Annotated in this window: 24 protein-coding genes; 22 read left to right on the plus strand and 2 right to left on the minus strand. The window is 35.1% G+C overall.

Annotated features, from left to right (window positions below; translation table 11 throughout):
* Nucleotides 1–7: 7 nt before the first annotated feature.
* Both DWY37_RS03870 and DWY37_RS03875 read left to right on the plus strand, forming a co-directional pair.
* Nucleotides 8–1,813: a glucosaminidase domain-containing protein gene (locus DWY37_RS03870; protein WP_243093192.1), complete on the plus strand. Its 1,806-nt coding sequence runs from the start codon at nt 8–10 to the stop codon at nt 1,811–1,813.
* A gap of 125 nt (nt 1,814–1,938) precedes the next feature.
* Complete coding sequence (locus DWY37_RS03875) at nt 1,939–2,196, plus strand: helix-turn-helix domain-containing protein (RefSeq protein WP_003502325.1); 258 nt, start codon at nt 1,939–1,941, stop codon at nt 2,194–2,196.
* A 67-nt stretch (nt 2,197–2,263) separates the two neighbouring features.
* Here the strand turns inward: DWY37_RS03875 and DWY37_RS03880 are convergent, their stop codons facing one another.
* Entirely contained in the window at nt 2,264–2,707 is a 444-nt protein-coding gene (locus tag DWY37_RS03880) for a gamma-glutamylcyclotransferase family protein (protein WP_118592598.1), read from the minus strand.
* A gap of 46 nt (nt 2,708–2,753) precedes the next feature.
* Nucleotides 2,754–3,677 carry an amidoligase family protein gene (locus DWY37_RS03885; protein WP_118343944.1) on the minus strand — a complete coding sequence of 308 codons (924 nt, stop codon included), beginning with the start codon at nt 3,675–3,677 and terminating at the stop codon, nt 2,754–2,756.
* Nucleotides 3,678–3,862: 185 nt separating this feature from the next.
* Here DWY37_RS03885 and DWY37_RS15780 point away from each other — a divergent pair, with 185 nt between their 5' ends.
* The 20 genes from DWY37_RS15780 (at nt 3,863) to DWY37_RS03975 (ending at nt 22,056) form a co-directional block, all read left to right on the plus strand.
* Nucleotides 3,863–4,024, plus strand: coding sequence for a hypothetical protein (locus tag DWY37_RS15780; RefSeq protein WP_158576766.1), 162 nt, complete (start codon nt 3,863–3,865; stop codon nt 4,022–4,024).
* On the plus strand, nt 4,021–4,218 hold the full coding sequence (locus DWY37_RS03890) for a helix-turn-helix domain-containing protein (protein ID WP_118343945.1): 198 nt from the start codon (nt 4,021–4,023) through the stop codon (nt 4,216–4,218). The genes DWY37_RS15780 and DWY37_RS03890 overlap by 4 nt, the downstream gene beginning before the upstream one ends.
* A gap of 15 nt (nt 4,219–4,233) precedes the next feature.
* Nucleotides 4,234–4,521 (plus strand): hypothetical protein, encoded by a 288-nt coding sequence (locus tag DWY37_RS03895; RefSeq protein WP_118592599.1) that lies wholly within the window; start codon nt 4,234–4,236, stop codon nt 4,519–4,521.
* 212 nt (nt 4,522–4,733) lie between these two features.
* On the plus strand, nt 4,734–5,510 hold the full coding sequence (locus DWY37_RS03900; RefSeq protein WP_117946275.1) for a Cof-type HAD-IIB family hydrolase: 777 nt from the start codon (nt 4,734–4,736) through the stop codon (nt 5,508–5,510).
* A 21-nt stretch (nt 5,511–5,531) separates the two neighbouring features.
* Nucleotides 5,532–6,578 carry an HAD-IA family hydrolase gene (locus DWY37_RS03905; protein ID WP_117946277.1) on the plus strand — a complete coding sequence of 349 codons (1,047 nt, stop codon included), beginning with the start codon at nt 5,532–5,534 and terminating at the stop codon, nt 6,576–6,578.
* A gap of 511 nt (nt 6,579–7,089) precedes the next feature.
* Entirely contained in the window at nt 7,090–7,230 is a 141-nt protein-coding gene (locus DWY37_RS15785; protein ID WP_158576447.1) for a hypothetical protein, read from the plus strand.
* Nucleotides 7,217–7,675 carry a hypothetical protein gene (locus DWY37_RS03910; RefSeq protein WP_118542420.1) on the plus strand — a complete coding sequence of 153 codons (459 nt, stop codon included), beginning with the start codon at nt 7,217–7,219 and terminating at the stop codon, nt 7,673–7,675. Before DWY37_RS15785 ends, DWY37_RS03910 begins: the two co-directional genes overlap by 14 nt.
* A 719-nt stretch (nt 7,676–8,394) precedes the next feature.
* Nucleotides 8,395–9,357: a Cthe_2314 family HEPN domain-containing protein gene (locus DWY37_RS03915; protein ID WP_118592600.1), complete on the plus strand. Its 963-nt coding sequence runs from the start codon at nt 8,395–8,397 to the stop codon at nt 9,355–9,357.
* Nucleotides 9,358–9,426: 69 nt separating this feature from the next.
* Nucleotides 9,427–10,236: a hypothetical protein gene (locus DWY37_RS03920; protein ID WP_118544457.1), complete on the plus strand. Its 810-nt coding sequence runs from the start codon at nt 9,427–9,429 to the stop codon at nt 10,234–10,236.
* Nucleotides 10,237–11,204: 968 nt separating this feature from the next.
* Entirely contained in the window at nt 11,205–11,396 is a 192-nt protein-coding gene (locus DWY37_RS03925; protein WP_118542482.1) for a DNA-binding protein, read from the plus strand.
* 17 nt (nt 11,397–11,413) lie between these two features.
* Nucleotides 11,414–12,511, plus strand: coding sequence for a site-specific integrase (locus tag DWY37_RS03930; protein ID WP_118542484.1), 1,098 nt, complete (start codon nt 11,414–11,416; stop codon nt 12,509–12,511).
* Nucleotides 12,508–12,882, plus strand: a complete 375-nt coding sequence (locus tag DWY37_RS03935) for a plasmid mobilization protein (protein WP_118544456.1) — start codon at nt 12,508–12,510, stop codon at nt 12,880–12,882. The genes DWY37_RS03930 and DWY37_RS03935 overlap by 4 nt, the downstream gene beginning before the upstream one ends.
* A gap of 131 nt (nt 12,883–13,013) precedes the next feature.
* Nucleotides 13,014–14,048 carry an AAA family ATPase gene (locus DWY37_RS03940; protein ID WP_118544455.1) on the plus strand — a complete coding sequence of 345 codons (1,035 nt, stop codon included), beginning with the start codon at nt 13,014–13,016 and terminating at the stop codon, nt 14,046–14,048.
* Between the two features lie 206 nt (nt 14,049–14,254).
* Nucleotides 14,255–14,878: a hypothetical protein gene (locus DWY37_RS03945; RefSeq protein ID WP_118544454.1), complete on the plus strand. Its 624-nt coding sequence runs from the start codon at nt 14,255–14,257 to the stop codon at nt 14,876–14,878.
* 12 nt (nt 14,879–14,890) lie between these two features.
* Entirely contained in the window at nt 14,891–15,532 is a 642-nt protein-coding gene (locus DWY37_RS03950; protein WP_118542546.1) for an AbiTii domain-containing protein, read from the plus strand.
* Nucleotides 15,533–15,576: 44 nt separating this feature from the next.
* A complete protein-coding gene (locus DWY37_RS03955; protein WP_118544453.1) occupies nt 15,577–16,656 on the plus strand; it encodes a hypothetical protein in 1,080 nt (359 codons plus the stop codon).
* Nucleotides 16,657–16,700: 44 nt separating this feature from the next.
* On the plus strand, nt 16,701–17,420 hold the full coding sequence (locus tag DWY37_RS03960) for an ATP-binding protein (protein WP_243092085.1): 720 nt from the start codon (nt 16,701–16,703) through the stop codon (nt 17,418–17,420).
* Between the two features lie 218 nt (nt 17,421–17,638).
* On the plus strand, nt 17,639–17,962 hold the full coding sequence (locus DWY37_RS03965) for a hypothetical protein (RefSeq protein ID WP_118541577.1): 324 nt from the start codon (nt 17,639–17,641) through the stop codon (nt 17,960–17,962).
* A 23-nt stretch (nt 17,963–17,985) separates the two neighbouring features.
* Nucleotides 17,986–20,943 carry a TOTE conflict system archaeo-eukaryotic primase domain-containing protein gene (locus DWY37_RS03970; RefSeq protein WP_118541579.1) on the plus strand — a complete coding sequence of 986 codons (2,958 nt, stop codon included), beginning with the start codon at nt 17,986–17,988 and terminating at the stop codon, nt 20,941–20,943.
* A gap of 90 nt (nt 20,944–21,033) precedes the next feature.
* Nucleotides 21,034–22,056, plus strand: coding sequence for a virulence RhuM family protein (locus DWY37_RS03975; RefSeq protein WP_118541581.1), 1,023 nt, complete (start codon nt 21,034–21,036; stop codon nt 22,054–22,056).
* The last annotated feature ends 376 nt before the right edge of the window (nt 22,057–22,432 follow it).

Raw genomic sequence — 22,432 nt, forward strand, 5'->3', positions numbered from 1 at the left:
GGAATACATGAAAGAACAGGATTTTATTCAGAAAATATGTGGATATGCGATAAGTGATATGAAAGAGAACGGAATTCTCGCCTCTGTCACGATTGCTCAGGCTATTCTTGAAAGTTCCTGGGGTACATCTGAATTGGCGAAGAAAGCCAATAATTACTTTGGCATGAAATGTTCTTTGAGCAGCAATACATGGGGAAGTGTATGGGATAGAGTATCGAAATACACAAAAGTCACAAACGAGCAGGATGAGGCCGGAAAAATTTATACTATCAAAGCGGATTTTAGGGCATATCCAGACATAGAAATGAGCATAAAGGACCATTCAATGTATCTTGTTGGTGCTATGAATGGAACGGAACATAGATATTGTGGTATCGCAAACGAAAAAGACTACAGAAAAGCGGTTGAAATCATTAAAGCTGGAGGATATGCCACAGATATAAACTATGTGTCTAAGATTTGCTCAATCATAGAGAAATATGAATTAACACAGTATGACGAAATGGAGGAATTGAATATGGGAATTGAAATCAGAAAGCAGATTGCAACGAATAGTCCCTGTAATAAAACGGGAGATGAAATTACTGTAAAGGGCTCTATGTTACATAGTGTAGGGTGTCCGCAGCCTAAGCCAGAAGTATTTGCAAAGATTTGGGAGACTTCTACAGGAGCCTGTGTTCATGCGGTTACAGGCGCTGACGCTTATGCAATTCAGTGTTTACCTCTTTTCCCAGAGAGGAAAAAGGCTAGAAGAGGATGGCATGGGGCAAGTGGAAAGAATGGCAGTGTCAACAACACACATTTATCTCTTGAAATGACAGAGCCGGCTACAATTAAGTATGTGGGAGGGGCTACATGGATTGAGACAGGAGACGGAAGCAATACCAAGAGACATGTCCTTGCAACATATGCGAATGCGGTGAAGTTATTTGCAGAGTGGTGCAGTGAGTTCGGCCTGAATCCGTTAGAAGATGGGGTAATAATCTCACACCATGAAGGGAATCAGAGAGGCATTGCAAGTAACCATGGAGATGTGGAGCATATTTGGAATAAGTTTGGGCTCACAATGAATCAGTTTAGGCAGGATGTCAATAAGGCAATGAGAGGGCAGGTAGTTGATACAGTTCCAACTACTCCGGTGGATAACAGCAGTGATGATAAGAGCTCTCAATCTGTCAATCCTTTAAGTGGAACAGTCACAGTTATCTACGAGGGTGATGATGGACTCAATGTGAGAAAAGCTCCAAGTATCACAGCAGATGTTGATCAGGTTGTTTATAATGGTGTTTATACTGTTGTTGGCATCAGTGCAGATGAAAAGTGGTACAAGTTAAAGAGTGGGCTCTTTATCACAACAATTCCTGAGTATGTATCGTTCAAAGCCACACCGGAACAGAAGCAGCAGACGGCAGGAACTGGATATTACAGAGTAAGAAAAAGCTGGAATGATGCAGGCACACAGATCGGAGCATTTAAGAATCAGAACAATGCCATTGAACTGTGCAAGCAGAATAGTGGATACAAAGTGTTTAACAATGATGGCACTGAAATTTATCCTTGTCTCAAGGCAAATGACAATGTTCCTTTCAAATTCCAGGTTACTATTTCTGATCTTAGAATCAGAAAAGGCCCAGGAACTACTTATGATTACTGGAAGAAAAATGGAAGTCCGGAATATACTGGTAAAAATGTATTTACAATCATTGATACAGCTGAAGGTCCGGGAGCTAAAATCTGGGGATTATTAAAATCGGGAGAAAAAGACAGAGACAGATGGATTTCTCTTGATGAAGATTATGGAAACAGACTGTAATAGTCAAGACGGTCAGTTGCTCCATAACCTATACCGATAAGATATAACATAATCCGCTATAAAATAACAAACGACACAAAAAGATGTCAGAAAATGCTATTTTATAACGGAAGGAGCAACGACGTATGATAAGAATTTTACTATCTACAAAGCTCGGCGAAATGAAATGGAGTCAGGCGGATCTGGCCAGGGCAACCGGAATCAGACCCAACACCATCAGCGAATTGTACCATGAGTACACAGATAGAGTGAATTTGGAACACCTCGACCTAATATGCGAGGCTCTACATTGCGAACTCGATGAACTGATTGTTAGGGTGCCGAATGATTATGCGAAGATTACCCACACCAGATCCGGCTCCTTGATTTCGTCAGACAAGTAGTGCTGCAACACTGCTGTCATAGAGAAAGACGTTCAAGGACCGAACGTCTTTTTTTATACCACAATATTTATCTGCATTCAATGGTATTTCTATCCAATGAATTCTCAAATAGTGTTAAATCAAAATTGTTATCAATGTATCCCTGCCGGATGGTTTCTATGTAGGTCAAAGATGGTCTTCCGGGTGTACGCTGTTGGTTCATAATATAGACCATAGCTCTTTTCTTTTTCCCACCAATATCAACCATTACATTCTGCTTATAATAATATCGGGGATATCCTTCATATATATCTAATCTTTTCTCGTCTTCTGGTTCAATATTCCATAGTAGAACAGGAACATATGAACCATGCTTTTTGGCTATTGTTGCGTGCGAATTGGTTGCACTGCCTCTATATAAAAGTTCCCAGTTAGTTAATTGTCCAGTGCCATAAATACTCGCAGAGGGGCATCTATAAGCCCTCTGCTTTAAGTTGAGATTGCTTCCGTATGCTACATACAATTTTCCCATATTATTCTCCAATCTCCCCGTTGTGCCGGTAGGTCAGCACTTTTTACTAAGCTGCTCGACAAGTCATTCCGGCAGCTTTTTTAAGTGGTGTCATAAGATGAAGCCTGCATGTTTTAAATTCGTCTCCATAAAGTCCGAGGCGGTGAGTGAGAATGTTTCTCATAATTGTAACTTTCTGTTCTGGTGAGTATCCCTCCATTGAACGGAATACTATTTTTTCTTGTGAAGTAATAGCCCATGCAGATACCGCCAAACAAAACTGTATATAGGCCTTGATTTTTCCTGCGTGAAGTGTGCTGTTAAAAAGTCTGAATTCCACTGTACCCTTGGTGAAGAAAGAATGGAGATTTACTCCATGATATCTTGTGGAATTGTAATGCTGATGATCGATTCCACCGCAATAACCATCATTTGCTCTGCTATACCAGATTTCTTCGGCTTTTTCTTTTGTAAGATTCTTATCCTTTTTCATGGCATCAAGTAGCGTTTTGTTGAGCTTGTGGCACCAGTTACTCTCGCGGTCTCCGATTTGGAGAGCTTCGTAAATCAGATCCTGTCTGGCTGTCATAAAGTTAACCAATCTTCTAAGAGATACTGCTGTATGGTTTGCACCATCGACATGGATATGAATGCCGCAACTGCTATGAGCCTTTGCTCCGTTCTCTCGGAGTTTTCGTATGATGTTTTGGAGAAGTTCAATGTCGGAATAATTGAGAGGCGGTGTTACAAATTCGACTCTGTATTCATCAAGAGGCTCGATTGTATCATCGTTTCTTATTGGTGTAATAGATGAATCTCTCATAATTTTCCATTTACGAGCTGCCTGATCAGCAATCGTGCGTGTGTGGTAGCAATTTGATTCTGGATGAGAAGGTGTTGTTCCAAGAACTCCGGCAACGAGACGAGCTGCTTTTTCTCTTGTAATACCTGTCATTTCTACTTCAACTCCGAATAATTGATTTTTTAACATATATATATCCTCCTAAATTGTTTTTCTGTTTTATTGAACTTTTATTCTGTTTCTGTGAATATATTACCATATGTACACCCAGTGTCAATGCTTTTTTCTAATATTCTGAATATTTTTTCTGGAAAAGCAGAATAAAAAGTTGACAAAACAGAAAAACGAATTTATAATAAAACAGAGGTGATTATATGATTGATGAAAGATTGAAAGAGCAATACAATCAATCGGTTGTCGAGATAAAGGAAGCTCTTAAAAGGGAGCGTATTTTTAACAGGATTTACCGAAATATGATTGCGATAATGGATAAATTAGAGAAAATTTTGCGAAAGACAGGGGGAGAAAGAAGATGATTTGCTACGATCGACTGTGGAAAACACTAATTGATAAGCACTTGAAAAAGACAGAGCTTCGGGATAAAATAGGAATCAGTAATGCCACATTAGCGAAGCTTGGTAAAAACGAACCTGTCAATCTTAAAGTTATAGATGCTATATGCCAGGAGCTTGATTGTGATGTTGAAGATGTTTTGGAGATAAAACATTAAATTTAAGGAGGCATTATGTACGTTGAACAGGATAATAAAGTGCATTTTGACAAATCTGATTTAATTGATCCGGTTATTCCTTCTCCGTTTTGGAAAAAACCGTCTATCACAATGACGAATCCAGAGGTTCAAATTATTGCAGAAAATTGTGATAATGAAAAAAATGCACAAGCAGGTGAATCTGATAGATTAGAACATCAGCCTATATTTGATACATATACTGGTATTGACAAAAACATAAATGATGTTATTATGATGTTATTAGAGAACACAAATAAAAGTAATGAAAGTAATCACAAATAAAATTCATAAAATTAGTGGAAAAATTAACGATGAACGTACACAGAAATGCTGTTACGAAATCGAGTTTGAATAACGGATTAAAATGCCGAAAGCCTGTATTTATGCGGGCTTCCGGCATTTGTTTTATCAAATGGCTCTAGTTTGGCTCTATTTGTGGGGAGAGTAATTGATGCAAATATAATTATTCAGAAGAATGAAAAGGAAAAAATGATATGAAGAAATGCAAACTTCTTTTATTTGATTTAGACGGAACTTTATTACAGAGTGACAAAACAATATCAACCAGAACATTATCAGCTCTAAAAAAATGCAGGGGAAATGATATATTGATAGGTGTTTCCACCTCCAGAAGTGAGCAAAACTCTTTGGTATTTTTAAATGAATTGATGCCCGATATTTTAATATCGAGTGGAGGTGCATTAGTAAAATACAAAACAGAATATATTTATAGGGCAGAATTTTCCGAAGAAGAAACGAATGTGATGATTGACATGGCAAGAAATATTTGTGGAAATGATTGCGAAATTACGATAGACACAATAGATGCACATTATTGGAATTATAAAATAGATCCTAAGAAGTTAGATAAGAGTTGGGGAGATAGTATTTATACAGATTTTTCAGATTTTAACGAATGTTCATTAAAAATGTGTGTTGAGATATTTAATCAAGATAAGGCAGATAAGCTGACTCGAAGTCTCTCTGATTGTGATTGTATTCGTTTCTCTGATGGATTTTGGTACAAGTTTACAAAAAAGAATGTGACGAAAGAAAACGCAATTATGAAGATTACGGAAGTATGTGGATTTAGTACAGATTCAATTATTGCATTTGGAGATGATTATGCAGATATCGGAATGCTTGAATTATGTGGAACAGGTGTTGCAATGGGGAATGCGATTGATGAGGTAAAAGAGAGAGCTGATATTGTAATTGGTTCAAATGATGAAGATGGTATTGCGGGTTTTATTGAAAATGAAATATTATAGATATGTACATGGAGAGGAAATATGGTGGAAGTAAAATTTTATGATACGGTTAATGATGAACTATTGAAATTTGCAGTGATTATCTCACAGAGTAACGGCAAGTGGGTATTTTGCAAGCATAAAGAAAGAGATACATATGAAGTGCCGGGAGGGCATAGAGAAGATGGTGAGGATATTCTTGAAACAGCCAAACGAGAACTATATGAAGAAACAGGAGCAATAACTTTTGATATTACTCCAATTTGTATATATTCTGTGACTGCACCAGATAATTTCGATGGAATGGAGACTTTTGGAAAATTATTCTTCTCAGATATACATACATTTGAAAAAGAGCTTCACAGTGAAATTGAAAAAATAGCAATTATGGATGAACTACCGATTAATTGGACTTACCCAGAAATTCAACCCAAACTGCTGGAAGAAGCAAGAAAAAGAGGATTTTGCCCCAAAAAGGACGAAATAAAATGGCTATTTTTTGATGTTGGGTCGACATTGGTTGATGAAAGCAAAGTTTATGAAGACAGGATGAAAAGGATAGCGGATTTATCAGGTTTAACTTACGAGCAAATTTATAAATATGCCATGTCGTTTTATAAAGAAAACAAAAAAGGAGACTTAGAGGTAGCAAGGCAATTGGGCGTGAAACTACCTAAATGGGAATCGCAATACGAAAGGCTGTATACAGATACCAAAGATTGTCTGAAAAAGTTAAGTAGAATTTATAAAATTGGTGTAATTGCAAACCAATCACTAGGAACTTCTGAGAGATTAGAAAATCTTGGAGTACGAAAATATATTGATTTGATTATCGCATCAGCAGAAGAAGGTGTTTCAAAACCAGATAGGCGAATATTTGAAATTGCATTGGAAAGAAGCCGTTGCAGACCAGAGAATGCAGTTATGATTGGTGACCGTATTGATAATGATATTGTACCTGCAAAACAGTTGGGTATGAAAACTATATGGGTAAAACAGGGATTTGGAAGTTTGTGGAATATAACAGATGAGAGTGAAAAAGCTGATATTGAAATTAATAACTTATCTGATATATTAAAATATTTATAGGGAATGAGTCTATGAAATAAGATTCAAATTACAATTGTTCTTGCAGAACATATGATATATATGCTAGGGTACTCTTTAAGGAAAGTACCCATGACAGGGCGTTAAGCATCTGGGGGCACTTGCTTAGTACCGATGACGGCTTATGAGATCATTTCGATTTTCATTGGGATATTAGCATTGCTGATGTCCTTTGGTAGCTTGATTGTAGCGTTGCTTGCCTTTCTCGATAAAGAGAAAAGATCTTCGAGGAAGAGCAGGCGAAAATAAAAATGCCTATCCTGTCTGCCAACAGGATAGGCGGTGTCTGTAAGGACATTTCTTTAGCCTAAACTCGGAGCATCCACCTTTGGAGAGGGTCTCTTTCATATTTTGAAAACTACTTGATACTCCATTTTCTACACTCTTACTCATTGTGTAAGTAATTGTTGTTGTAGAGAAATCTTTGCTATAAGAAACTTTAATTTTTAAAATTCCAATCCATTCTTGCATATTTATCTGGAACAGGGATATTGTGTGCCTTGCAATCATCTTTCATCTTTTGAAAGAAGCGGTAGAAAGCACAAGCAAAGGCATCTGCCATGTGGTTGTTGTAGAGGAGCTTTTCATCCTTAGGCAAGAAAAAGATAATCCAATGTGGGATGACCGCAGCTAGAGAGTTCCTTAAGAAAATAAATCATGAGGGACTGCCATTGTTTAATCCTTTGCATGGAGAGGGAGGAACAGGGAAGAAAGGCAGTAAGACCTCTGGAGGTAATGAATCCAAAGAAGTGAAGTGGAATCCAATTGCAAAACAGCTATATAATGCAATCATGTGGGTGATTGTAATTATAGATGCTAAGCCAAACACCGCAATATATGAGGTCAAGGAAAAGGTGTGGAAATTTAAAAGCTATGAGCCATTTCCAAGTCAAGTGAAAGCTGTAAATACTATAATAGGAAAGAATATAGTCGGAAAAACGTTAACCGAAGCAATTGATGAGCTTAGACATGATAATGACATTAGAGATGGAATGTGTGATTTTGATAAGCTGGTAGACATTATCGGTAACTATAAAGATAAAGAAGGAAACCCTGTTGTAATAGAAGCCAAGTTTTAAAGCAGGCAAGCAGACTTTAGATATGCAATATCCTTGATGCATATTCTTGTCGATTTAGAGTGATATTACATTGAAAATGCCAAGGGGCTATGATAAAATTTCATTGGGTGCCACCATAACGGTAGGCGGTTGGCCTTCTACGGAGGGACTGTGACCCTCCGATTACATAGAAACCCGCAAGGGAATCGAAAGAAGTCATTGATTTCTTGGAAAGGAGGGCTAAGCCATATGAGTATTGTTGATTTTATCGCAGTGGTAAGCTTCGGCTTAACCTGCTTTGGATTAGGGTATTCCTTTGGTAAGGATAATAATAAGACACAAAAATAGCCGCCCCGACCTAGCAAGTTGAGCGGCTATTTTTAGTTAATTGATTTAATGGGTCAGCCGTCTATCGGTGGCACCCTTTTTGTATTATTAATATATCACGTATTGGTTTAAAATTCAACTCAAAAATCACTTTTGGGAATATGTGAGTCAATCTGATTTTTCCTTTAGAAGCTTTGGTGTTGGAATTGTGGTATAGACAAAAGAATACGATATGACATCTATGCAGTAAAAACATGTTTCGATAAAATCTAAATTTCGAGCGTGAACGTCATTAAGAAAGTTTCTATGATATAATAAACTTATACTATGAGAGACTCTTGTTGTTGACAAATAAGAACGGTAGAGATGGTGCCAGTTTATTTATATCACTATTATTAAAGGATGGGGATTGTGTGAAACAGTTTAATTCAGATAACGAGATTAAGGATTATATTGAAAAAAGTATTGATTCCATTAAAGTTTTAGATGAGTGTCGATTATATAGAGAAGAACAACTACAGATTACAGAAGAAGTAATGAGAGCAAGAAATTCAATAGAATGGCTTATCAGAATTAACAAGGTCATTAATAATTTTATCTATGCAATATCCAGGTCTTATGCATATGCAGTTAAAATGAATTGGCCATTGGAAGAAACGGAAAATTCTCAGATGTATGCGTATTATTTGGAGGATGCTGTGTATAGAGATATTGTATTATGGGACTTACTTCGGCAGTTTATAAACGAGTTTTTTAAGTGTGGATATGATAAGGATAGGGAAATAAGTATATTTTCTTTTTTGAATGATGCTACTGTTAGAAGAAAACTTGGTAATTCTGAAGTGAAAAAAATAAGAAAGTATTTAAACAGCGCAGACCATCAAGAAGTTAGGACAAAGTTAAGGAATCAATTTACGCATTCATTGGATGGAACATCTTCATATCTTTTTCATAGAAATAATAATGGAAAAATACAAGCGGATATGGGAAATGTATTTCCAAAACATCCATATGAAAATATTGTATATGTATTGGATGACATAAAGAAATATTTAAGGTTTGCGGAGCTGTATGTAAGTAAATTAGAAAATTTTTTGATTGAAAATATTATGATGGTTACAGTTGAGTGTAATATGAAGTGTGGTAAGGTGGCAGAAGATACAGAACCATGGAGCATAAATATTTTAAAAGATAAGGCGGAGCAGATTTTAGTTCCATGTGAAAATTCATGTGAATATGCAATAGATTATAAGGCGTGTAAAGTATGTAAGCCTATGTTTGTTGAATATTGTAGGATAAATGAAGAAGATAAAAAGTATAAAGGTAAGATTGAATTACATATGAGCTATGAAGAGATGAAAGAAAAGTTTTTTTGATTTAGAAGGTATGATTATGGACAATTTCCCCAAAAGTAAAAATGCATAAAAGGAGAAAGTAATTTACTAATGATAATGTTATTATTAAATATTGGTATTCTGGAAACTATAACAATAATGCTAAGTTTGTTTATATTATCAATTATCATAAGAAGACCTATAGAAAAAAAGAAAAGTAGACAATGGATTGTACGAGTATTTATGTTTTTTTATAAACTAACTCTTATTATAATGATTGGTGGTATATTATTAATTCAATTAATGATTTTGAATATGTTATATAAAGGGAATTATTGTCTCATAAGAATAATTAGTGAAAACGAAAATTTAGCATTATATTTAGCACTCACAATATCATTAATATCAAGTGCGCCAATAACATTGTGCTTTTTTAAGTATTTAATAAGAAAACAGTATATGAACAGTAAAATTGGCAAGGGTGTATTTGCAAATGCTGATAAAGATTGTGCTATTGTTATACAATCTACATATTACTCCTTTATAAAAAAGATAATTGATGTGCTGAATAGGTTCCCTTTTATGGGGATAATACATATTATTAATATGGTATTAGTTATCGCAGTCAACATCATAAAAGCCCTTAATATAAGTGTAGAACTTACAACCACAAGTATTTATATGGGAATTGCAACATTTTATGCTGTGGATAAGGTAATTGATTATTTTAAAAAGAAATACTCTGAGTTTTGGAAAATATTAGATAATAAAATTTTTTTGACAAAAGAAATAGAACAAAAAATTTTATTTGACTTTAATGACATGTTTAAGGTAACAGAGCAAGTGTTTTGTAATTATATTGACACAGGAAAATATGAGATAACTGATGAAATTAAGCAATTTCTGAAGAAAAAAACTTGATAAAGAAAAACAAGCTCGGTATAATACCCATACAAGGTCAAATTCTCCATATCCCAAGGCAACGCCCTTTATCTTCAAGGGGCAAAAATCTTTAGCCTAGGGAATGAATAAAATAACGAGAAAATATAGACCTTGTAGAGCAGAAAGCGTTCTATGAGGTCTTTTTCTTTTACATAAAACCATGGAGAAAGCCTTGAAAATAGAGGAATATCGAGAGATAAGAGAGAAGAAAGAGAGAGTAAGCTAAGACCTTGAAGGAAGTCAAAAGAAGCCTTGAAAGAGAAAATAGGTGAGGATAAAGGATTTTGCCTTTTGAGGATAAAGAGGGTTGCCCGAATATAGTAAACAGAGCTTCATAAATGGCGTAAACAAGCCATTTATGGAGCTTTTTCTTTTATTGTGATACCTATATGATACCTGTTTTCATAGTACCACAGATATTTAAGAGTACTGAGCAAATGTGTCAGAGGTATTTTCTATTATCACATTTCTTTATATTTTCAAAAATTATCCCAATAATCACATAGTCAAAAAATGACAAATATATATATGAAATTGAACCAGTTTAGCGTATTGGTGATTATGAGGTTTCATATTATCATGCCAACGCAGTAAAAAAGACCATCATAGAATATGCTTTTGCAGATTTCGACCATGAGAGAATATTCCGCAATCAGAGGACTGCATTTAAAATATCATATGTAGGGAATACACCAGAAATTGGTGGAAAATAGTGAAGAAACACCAATGGTGTCACTTCCATAAATTTATGGTTTACTGTAGACTTTATAGATGCGGAAAGTATCAGAGAGACAAAAAACCAGAATTGTGTCCATTTCTGGAAAAAAGAACCGTTCCTGTCCCTTTTAAAAATTGAGATATGAAAATACAATAACTGTAACAGATTTTCATAGATACCTATTACAAATACATACCGGCTACTGCTGGAGAAAGGAGGTGAAGCACCTATGGAGAAGAAGTTATATTACACAGCAAATGAGGTGTCTGAGATACTTGGTATATCGGTATCTCATGCATACAAGGTTATCAGAGAAGCTAATGAGGAGCTTAAGGAGAAAGGTTATTTTGTCAGAGCTGGCAGAGTAAGCCGTAAGTATCTTGATAGCAAGGTTTATGACTTATGCGACAGAACAGCATAAGGGAAAGGAGCAGTTGTATGGCAGCATACAAGGATGAGGCGAGGGGCACGTGGTATGTGTCCTTCCATTACAACGATTGGACAGGTAAAAACAGAAGAAAGTTGAAGCGTGGCTTTCGGACGAGGAAGGAGGCATTGGAGTATGAGCAGAAGTTCAGATTACAGCAGGCAACCAATCTGGATATGAATTTTGCAGATTTCTATAAACTGTATGAGGATGATATGAAGCCGAAACTTAAGCTGAATACCTGGCGGACTAAGGAAGTTATTTTTGAAAAGAAGCTGATTCCATATTTTAAAGATAAGAAGATGAATGAAATCAGTCCTGCGGATATTATCAAATGGCAGAATGAGATGATAAAGTATCGGAATGATGGAAAGCCTTATAAACCAACTTATTTGAAGAAAATGCAGTCGGAGCTTTCAGCCATATTTAATCATGCAGTCAGATTTTATAACCTTAGAGAAAATCCTGTTGTAAAGGCAGGAACTATAGGAAAAGGCAAAGCTGATGAAATGAATTTCTGGACAAAGGAAGAATATCTAAAGTTTATCGAATGTGTTAAGGACAAGCCAATATCATATTATGCGTTTCAGATTCTTTACTGGTGCGGAATAAGAGAAGGAGAACTGCTTGCACTTACTCCAGCAGATATTGATTTTGAGAATAAAAAACTCCACATTACAAAGTCATACCAGCATATCAATGGTGAGGATATTATCACAGATCCAAAGACAGAGAAGAGCAAGCGTGATGTTGTAATTCCGGATTTTCTGGTGGAAGAATTAAAACAGCTCATAGGAATGTTGTATGGATATGGTAAGAATGACAGAATATTTCAGATTACGAAATCATATCTGCACCATGAAATGCGCAGAGGTGCAAAAGCAGCTGGAGTTAAAAGAATAAGAATTCATGATCTCAGGCATTCGTACGCATCAATGTTAATCAAGCTTGGATTTTCGGCAGTAGCAATAGCTAACAGAGTGGGACATGAAAGTCAGGCAATAACATTCCGTTATGCTCATATGTTTCCAACAGAACAGATTGAGATGGCAGACATGCTTAATTCTGAGTTTGCAACAGAAACAAGGAAAGGAGTTGATGCATTATGAGTGGAGTTCATAAAAATTCTACAATCAGTTTTCGTATATCAGACCACGAAAGACGTGAAATTGAAGCAAGAATAAAGATGAGTGGAATGATGAAGAAAACATTTTTTGCAAGATGCTGTATCTATGGTCGAATCTGTGTTGTAGGTAAGAAAGAAACGATATATCTGCTGGTGCAAACGCTTGAGCATATGCAGGAAGATATTCACAGCTTGTATGATGAAATCATAGAAAAAGGACAGATAAAAGAAAAAGAATCGCCGATAGATGGCAGTATCTATTCAGATATAGAGGAATTGCAGCATGATTATCTGGCAATGATACAGGCAATCATTGATATGTTAGATGGTGCAAAATATTTATGGCAGAAATAGAGGCTTTCCTGACGGCAATCGGGAAAGCCTCGGCAGATAACAAAAGCGGGCTTCTGTTACGCTGATACCAAATAAAGTATAACAGCAGCTCACTTTTGAAACAATGATTATTTATGAAAGTGAGGAACAAGATGGAAGAAAGTGCAGAACTTAAGTTAATAAATATGTCAGATGTACAGACGCAGGAAATAAAGTGGCTGTGGTATCCGTTCATAGCTTATGGAAAGATGACAATTGTGCAGGGAGATCCAGGAGATGGAAAATCAACACTGGTACTTAATATTGCGGCTAAGCTCTCAAGAGGTGAGAGGCTTGAACCAGAAATGAATATTGATAAACCTGTAAATGTGATATATCAGACAGCGGAAGACGGACTGGCAGATACAGTAAAACCAAGGCTAGAGCAGGCAGGGGCAGATTGTAGCAGGATAAGTATTATAGATGGAAGTGAAAAGTCGCTCTCTATGATAGATGAGAGAATTGAAAAAGCAATTATAGCTGCAGAAGCAGGCTTGCTGATACTTGATCCGATTCAGGCATACCTTGGCGGTGGAACTGACATGAACAGGGCAAATGAGGCAAGAGAGTATACAAAGAGGCTAGGTAGTATTGCAGAGAGGACAGGCTGTGCAATTGTTCTTATTGGTCATATGAATAAAGGTTCAGGAGCAAAGGCGGCATACAGAGGTATGGGGTCGATTGATTTCTTTGCAGTTGCAAGAAGTGTAATGCTTGCAATGCAGATTTTCAGAGGATTCTCTTATATTCATTCTAAAGGCTATCTACATAGAGATATTAGTTTTACAAATGTATTGTTACAGCACTATGAAAATGATTTGACAATAGTAAAAATTTCTGATTTTGGTTTAGTTAAGATGGAAAAAAGTGATTTGACAAGTTTCGGAAGTGAAATAAAGGGTTCACTAAATGATAGTAATCTTCAAATTGTAGGATTTGGAAATTATAATATGGAGTATGAAACTTTTGCGCTTACAAGACTTATTTATTATGTAATGACTGGTAGGTATAATTTGGAAAAGATTAAAAATCAAAATATAAAGGATTTTGTATTAAAGGGTATTTCATCAGATTTAGATAAAAGATATCATAGTGTTGCAGAAATGAAGGAGGCATTTGATGTTGCATTTCCTCTTTCTGGATATTAGTCGAAATTGGGTTACAGACAAAAGGATATAATATGGCATCTATGCAAGGCATCTATGCAATAAAAATATGCTCCGATAAAATCTAAATTTTGAGAATAAACTTTTCTATAGAAAGTTCTATGTTATAATAAGTTTATACTAATAGAAATGGTAAATAGAAGAAAAACAAAACGAAAACTTAATGAATTTAGATAGGAGCGTTTGTGTTGAGAAAAGATAGTGAAAAATTTTTGGAGATACTTTTGGGAAAAAGAGGAAAGTTAGGTCAAGATGCTATAAGTTGTGGCATAGATGAATTTATGGAAATACCTAATGTTAAATTTAATGCTAAAGCAATATTAGATGATTTGAAAATGTGTGGTTGTATTACGAATGCTAGTTCAATGTATATTAGCGGCAGGTTGGATATTTATTTAACAATGGTAGGGATAGATTATTTTCAGGATAAAGAAAAAAAGTATCAGGAGGTATGTATGAGCAGTAATACAAATAATTTTTATGGTAATGTAAGTAATATACAACTTCAGCAAGGAAATGTTAATTCGATACAAACACAAACGGTTACTGCTGTAGAAACACTAGATTTTGATAGGGTTTCGGAGTTCGTTACAAAAATAAAGAAGTATGATTCTTTGTTAGAAGATGAGTTTGGGGATAAAGCAATGGAAGTTAGACAAAAAATAACAGAAATTGATGCTTTAGTCCAAAAGAAAGAAAATCCTAGTAAAGTGAAAATGCTTTTAATGGATTTGAAAAATTTATCTATTGGTGTGACTGGAAGTCTAATTGCGACAGGGATTGTAGAAGGAATAAAATTACTTTTTATATAAGAGGAATGAATTATGAATGGTATTGTTTTGGAACTACAAAAAGAAGCTATGGATAAAAAAGCAGATATAGAATCTTTATTAAGAAAATCATACGTTATTGCACGTAAATTGAAGCTGCCAGAATTTCAAGAATGGATACAGTGTGAGCAAGAAGGATATGGGAAAAAAGAGGTCCCTGAATATAGAATGATACAGGGACAATTGAAAGCATTAAATCCTGTAAGGGGATGGATTCCGGTTGTGATGGATTCTGCAGTAGCTGAAAGCACTTTTACGAAAACAAAATTGCCAAATTCAGTTTCAGAGCTATATGATTTATACCAAAATGCTGAAAGCTCAATGTTAGTGATGAATTTACCTGCTGAGAGGAATAAGTATGTAGCAAAATGTTGTGGATTTAATACTCAATTTAGATTAGAATTTGGAAAAAATCAAATATATTCTATTTTAAGTAGAGTGAAAAATAATATTTTAGATTGGGCTTTGACGTTAGAAGAAAGTGGAATAGTTGGGAGAGATTATTCATTTTCAGAAGAAGAAAAAAAGATTGCGCAAGAAAAAACAGAAATAACAAATTATATAACAAATTTTTGGGGAACAGCAACAGATGTGCAAATGCAACAGGGAAACGTAGATTCATTACAAGATAAGTAGAAAAAACATAAGAAAAATTTTGATTACGAAAGAAGGAATAAAAAATGGGAGAAGTTACTAATCAGTATTCTGCAGAAGAGATAATAGAAAAATACCACAAACATATCCATAATTATAATAGTATTATCGAAGAATTAAAAAATATTATGGAAAACGCATATATAAAAAAGCAGAATATTGCTGATTTTTTTGAGTTACACCTTCGTTTTTGTGTAGAAGCGGTTAATGTTTTGGGTGAAGCTATAGAAACAATTCAGAATGATATGGTTGATGAAAGCATGTGTATGCGTTTAGAAGGATTATTTAATAGTTGCGCAAGAGAACATAAGGATTTAGAAGATGTATATAGTAATGTGAAATATAATGATGAAATTTGTGGATATGAAGATGTACTTATAAGATTACGAGATGAATGTGAAGACATGGAATATTGTGATGAAACAGTTAAATTTGTTAGGGCAATAATTCGAAATACTATTAATGCTAATAATTTTTATGGAGATGTTAAAAATATACAAATTCAGCAAGGCACACGAAACTCATCACAAAAAGCTTGCGAATCAACATATAGTATGCGAGACACTATAATTGAAAAGGAAAGAACTTCTGTTAAAGAAATTTTGAAAAGTAAAGCATATGAAGGAATAGTAGCCTGCGTATTATTAGCAGTTGCATCAATACTTTATAATGTACTAACAAAAGAGATACTTGAAAAAATACAGAGCAGTACAAAAATATTTTTGCTGTTTACTATGGCCATTTTTTTTGTGTTTGGAATAGGTTTATTGATTATATGTGTTTATGATATCATAAATATGTTACCTTTGATGACAAAAGGTGCTTTTGTAGAATTAGAATCTAAGATTGAGTGGCTAGACAAATTCTTTGCTTTTTTTCAAAAGTCAGATGAGTTAGTACAAAAAGATATAAGAACAACGGGAAAGTGCTACAAGAATATAGATGGAGTAATCTATAGAATAAAAGGGAAAAAGTGTCCATACTGTGAGACGCAGCCAATAGGAGAAATGTTTTTAAATTACTCCAATTATAAGAAAATGTATTTTTGGGAATGCAATCAAAACCAATCACATGTAGTTGAGTTTGATTATAAGAAGAAAATATAGCAATTATTATTGATAAGGAATATACGGGAAGTCTTGTTACACTATTGCAGTCTGTACCGGATTTTGTAAGAAATAATTCCAAGAAAGCATGGCGTAAGGTTGATGATGGCAGAATTGAAATGCCTGATTATCCGGATCGTGCAGTGCTCGAAGGTGTAGTAAATGCATTGATTCATAGAAATTATATGGAAATAGGTAGTGAAGTTCACATAGATATGTTTGATGATAGAATCGAAATATATTCACCGGGTGGAATGGTAAGCGGAATATCTTTAGCGGGAAAAGATTTATTGAAAATCCCATCAAAGCGAAGAAATCCGATATTAGCTGATATATTCAGCCGTTTGAAATACATGGAGCGTAGAGGTAGTGGATTTAAGAAAATATTGGCAGACTATGAGGGACAGGTTGAATTTGATGAGACTAAGATGCCAGTCTTTGATGCGGATAATGATGATTTTATATTGACTTTGTATAATCTGAATTATGGCACTAATTATGCAACACAGGTGAATGAAAATGTCATAGAAATTTCGGAAGAAAAAATTAAGAAATTAATGCCAGAGTATTCTAAGAAGAAGCTTGCTAAAGCATGTGAGATCCTAAAAATGATTTCGGAAAACCCGAATATTTCTATTGATGAATTAAGAATAGCCTTAGATGTCACAGATAGAACAATTGCTAGATATATATCAGAATTAAAGGATAAAGGTATCATAGAACGAAAAGACCCAGATAATGGTGGAGAATGGAAAATTAAGTAAACCACAGGAAATATGGCATTCAATGTGTCACCTAAACGTTCACTCAAGGATATTCCAGAGTTAGTCTCAGCAAAGTCTCACGGGATTTGAGACTGAGTGAGACTCTATGATATAGCAAAATGCGATAAAATCGGTATTTGCAGGTGAATTATAAAGTAGTAGTCTCAAGTCAGTCTCATTTTTGAAATTGTTTGTTGATACTGAGGAGGTTCAAAATCATGGACATAAGTAAAAAAGATTGGAAGCTATTTCGAGAAAGATTATCAGGTTGGCAGGAAAAAAATATGGAAGGTCTTGTTAAAGAGTATGCCAATTTTCTGAATGATGATAAAAAGCCTGCATCAGAGAAATTCTGGAAACTTGAAAAACGGATAAAAGAAGATAAGCGCCATCCGGGTGTTATTATGGAGTTGAGCAAGTCAGAGGCAATATGGGATATTGTTCGTCTTATTAGACTGAAGGTGATTACATATTATGATTTATCAGAATTCAGTGACAAATTGCAGCAGGAAGTGAAAAGAATACTTGAGATGAATAGATAATGATGGAAAGGAAGGTATGACCAATGCAAGATCCAATAGAGAATGTGACGAGATTGCAGAAGCAGCTAAATAATCTGCAATTGGAGAATCAGGTATTAAAGAATATATTGGATAAAGCAGGATTGTCATATCAAAATGAACTGGCAAGTATAAGGGAAACGGAAAAGAAAGAGGATTTTGATCCAGAACAGGGTAAAAGGATTGTGCACCCAAAAGAGATTACAGACAGGATGGCAAAGCTCTTTTTCTCATTCTTTTGGGGAAGAACAGATGTATATGCGAAAAGAAATGTAAATAAAAACGGAGAGGCGGCATATTATCCGCAGTGTGATAATTTCTGGTCAGATAATTGCCATAGGAAATTAAATACACATATAGATTGTAAGGATTGCAAATACTGTTCATATACAAGATTAGACTTATCAACCATATTGATGCATTTGAGGGGAAACTCTTATGTTGCAAAAGATGTAATTGGTGTGTATCCATTATTTAGTGATGGAACATGTAGATTTCTGGTGTTTGACTTTGATAATCATGAGAAGAATGCAGAAAAAAGGGACTTTGCAAATACAGATGATACATGGATTGAAGAAGTCGAAGCTATGAGAGATATCTGCACATTAAATGGGATAGAACCTTTGGTAGAACGTTCTCGTTCAGGAAAAGGTGCACATATATGGATATTCTTTGACAAGCCAATATCGGCGGCATTGGTTCGTAAATTTGGCTTTGCACTTTTAGATAAAGGTGCAGAGAAGGTGAATTTAAAGTCATTCAATTATTATGATAGAATGTTGCCAGCACAGGATTCCTTAGAAAATGTGGCAATAGGAAACCTGATTGCATTGCCATTACAGGGAAGGGTGTTGAAAGATGGCAATAGTGCATTTGTAGATAGTAACTGGAATGCTTATCCTGACCAATGGAATGCTTTATTAAGTAAATCTAAGCTTTCAGAAGAATTTCTGGAGAATAAGATAAAGGAATGGATATTTACAGCAGATGACCTTGAAGCATCCAGTGATGAAGAAAATAGGGAAAAGCCATGGGATAGAATGAAAAATTTTGCAAAATCAGATGTTGATGGGAAAATGGATATCACATTATCAAATGGTATATATGTCGACAGCACGAATCTTAAGCCTGCGATGCAGAATAAGATTCGCAGAATGGCAGCCTTTAGTAACCCAGTATTTTATAAAAATCGTGCGATTGGAACATCTAATTATGATACTTCGAGGTGGATTTATCTTGGAAAAGACCATCTTGGTGGATACATACAGATTCCAAGAGGATTACAGGATGAATTAATAGCAAATATTGATAAGGCAGGAATTGAATATACTATTGATGACAAGAGGCAGCAGGGAAGAAATATTAATGTAGAATTCAATGGAGAACTACGACATGAACAGAACAAGGCGTTAAAGGAACTGACTAAGCATGATAATGGAATACTTCATGCTGCAACAGCATTTGGGAAAACAGTTGTATGCAGTGCAGTAATTGCAGAAAAGAAAGTGAATACTCTGATCCTGCTTGAATCATCTGCACTTATAGAACAGTGGAAAGATGCTCTAAACAAATTTTTAATTATAGATGAAGAACTACCCCAGTACAAAACGAAAACTGGAAGATTAAGAACTAGAAAAAGTCTGATTGGAACATTGCAGGGAGTACATGATTCGATGACAGGGATTGTTGATATTGCAATGGTCGGCTCACTTTGCAAAAAGGGAGAGTTTCATAATTTGCTGAATGATTATGGACTTGTGATAATTGATGAGTGTCATCATTCTGCCTCTGAAACAATAGCAAATGTGCTAAAAGAAGTAAAAGCAAGGTATGTATATGGTGTGACAGCAACTCCGAAAAGAGGAGATGGACTGGAAAAAATCAATTATATGCTGATAGGACCTATAAGATATAGTTACACAGCAAAGGAAAAGGCTATGGAGCAGGGGATACAACATCTTGTATATCCGCGTTTTACCAGAACTGTTCCACCAAGAGGTGTACTTATCGGTAAGATGCATCCAAATGAAGCTTATGAGATTATTCATAATAATGATATCAGAGACGAACAGATTGTTGAAGATGTGAAGAATTGCGTATCAGCAGGTCGCACCCCAGTTGTTTTATCACGATACAAGGATCATTCAGAGAAACTGTACGAGCGTTTGAAAGCTTATGCAGAAAATGTATTCTTAATGACAGGTAACAACTCAAAGAAAGAACATAAGAAGATTCTGGAACAGATGCATCAGGTTGATAAGGCGGAGTCTCTGATATTAATAGCTACAGGTTCACTGGTAGGAGAAGGTTTTGATTTTCCAAGACTGGATACACTTTTTATGGCAACACCTGTATCATTTCGTGGAGTTGTTGAACAGTATGCCGGTCGATTGAATCGTGATTATGCTGGTAAAGAAAATGTAATAATATATGATTATGTAGACAACCATATTACAATGTTTAATAACATGTATATGAAGAGACTTAAAGCATATAAACAGATTGGATATGAGATTGCAGGTGGTTTGCATAATGATAAACAGACAGCTAATGCAATATATGACGGTGATAATTATGCTGAAAATTATCATAAAGATTTACTGGATGCAAATAAAAATATAATTATTTCAAGCCCTGCAATTAGTGGGACAAAAGTTTATGAACTGATTAACCTGCTAAAAGAAAAGCAGTTATCAGGTGTTCAGATTACGATAGTAACATGGGCACCGGATTCCTATGGATTTGGAGATGCATCATACTGGATGCAGCTACATGAAGAAATGCGCAAAGCTGGTTTCTACATTAAAACAGTAGAAGAGTCATGTGAACGTTTTGCTGTTATTGATCAGGAAGTCGTCTGGTATGGAAATATTAATCTTTTGGCGAAGGATAAGGTTGATGACAGTATTATGAGGGTTTTGAGTAAAGAGATAGCCAGTGAATTGATGGAAATTACATTTTGAGATAATGGTTGAGCTGAATAGGACTAAAACATGTGGAGTCGATAAGATGTAAAGAAGACGTTTCATGAGAATAGAGAAAGGAATGCGTTTATGAGCAAAGAATTACAGATAAGAAATAGCACTGTGGATTTTCTAGTTTTTACACGAGATGCAGGAGAAGAAGGAATAGAAGTCAGGGTTCAGAATGGCAATGTTTGGTTGACGCAGAAGGCGATTTCGCAGCTTTTTGATGTAGATAGAAGTGTGATTACAAAACATCTGAGTAACATTTTTAAAGAGGGAGAATTAGATGAAAATTCAGTTTGTGCAAAATTTGCACAAACTGCGGATGATGGAAAAACATACAATTATAAGTTCTATTCGTTAGCAGCTATTATTGCTGTGGGCTATCGCATTAATTCAGAACGGGCAACACAGTTCAGGACATGGGCAACCAAAGTGTTAGATACATTTACAAAGCAGGGTTATGTTCTTGATAAAAGCAGATTGATTAATGGACAGATTTTCGACGAAGACTATTTTGAGCATCTTATTGCTGAGATTCAGGAAATCAGAGCAAGTGAGAGAAGATTTTACCAGAAAATTACAGATATATATGCAACAGCAGTTGATTATGATAAGAATTCACAGGTGACAAGAGAGTTTTATGCAACAGTTCAGAACAAGATGCATTATGCAGTTCATGGTAATACAGCGGCAGAAGTGATTGTTGCAAGAGCTGATCATAATAAAGAACATATGGGACTTAAATCATGGAAAAATGCGCCTGATGGTAAAATAGTAAAAACAGATGTGTCAATTGCAAAAAACTATTTAGAAAAAGAAGAACTTGCAGAATTGAATGAGATTGTGACAATGTATCTTGATTATGCAACAAGACAGGCACGAAGACATATTCCTATGACTATGGAAGATTGGAAAACAAAGCTTGACGCATTTTTTAGATTTAATGATGCAGAAGTACTTCAGGATAAAGGAAAAGTTACTGCAGTTATTGCAAAGGAATTTGCAGAAAGTGAGTTTGAAAAATACAGAGTTATACAGGATTCACTATATGAAAGTGACTTTGATAAATTGATGAATGATATGGAGAATGATGGTACTACCCATTAGTACCACAAAATTTTTCCTTGCAGAAATATCGCTTGGAGATTATAATTTCCATAGATGGACTTGCAAACCGACAGAATTTATTCTGTGAATGGCAAACGAACCTGCAAGCCACCGGAACTACACACAATAATGAAAAATGCAATGGTACTGGATTGGTACTAAAAATATGTGAAACGAAAAATAATGTGTGGAAAAGGTGTAGAATAACAATACAAAATAGTATAGATAACCATATTGAAATAACCTAAATCAAACCAGACTTTGCGAGTTTGAGTAGTAAACTGTAAATTAGCAAACTCTATTATCCTGAAATTAGTAAACTTCATTGTCCCGTCATAGGTAGAGTCCTAAACATATTTTTTGGTATGTTTGGGGC

The sequence above is a fragment of the Roseburia sp. AF25-13LB genome (assembly GCF_003478915.1).
Taxonomy (GTDB): domain Bacteria; phylum Bacillota; class Clostridia; order Lachnospirales; family Lachnospiraceae; genus Roseburia_C; species Roseburia_C amylophila.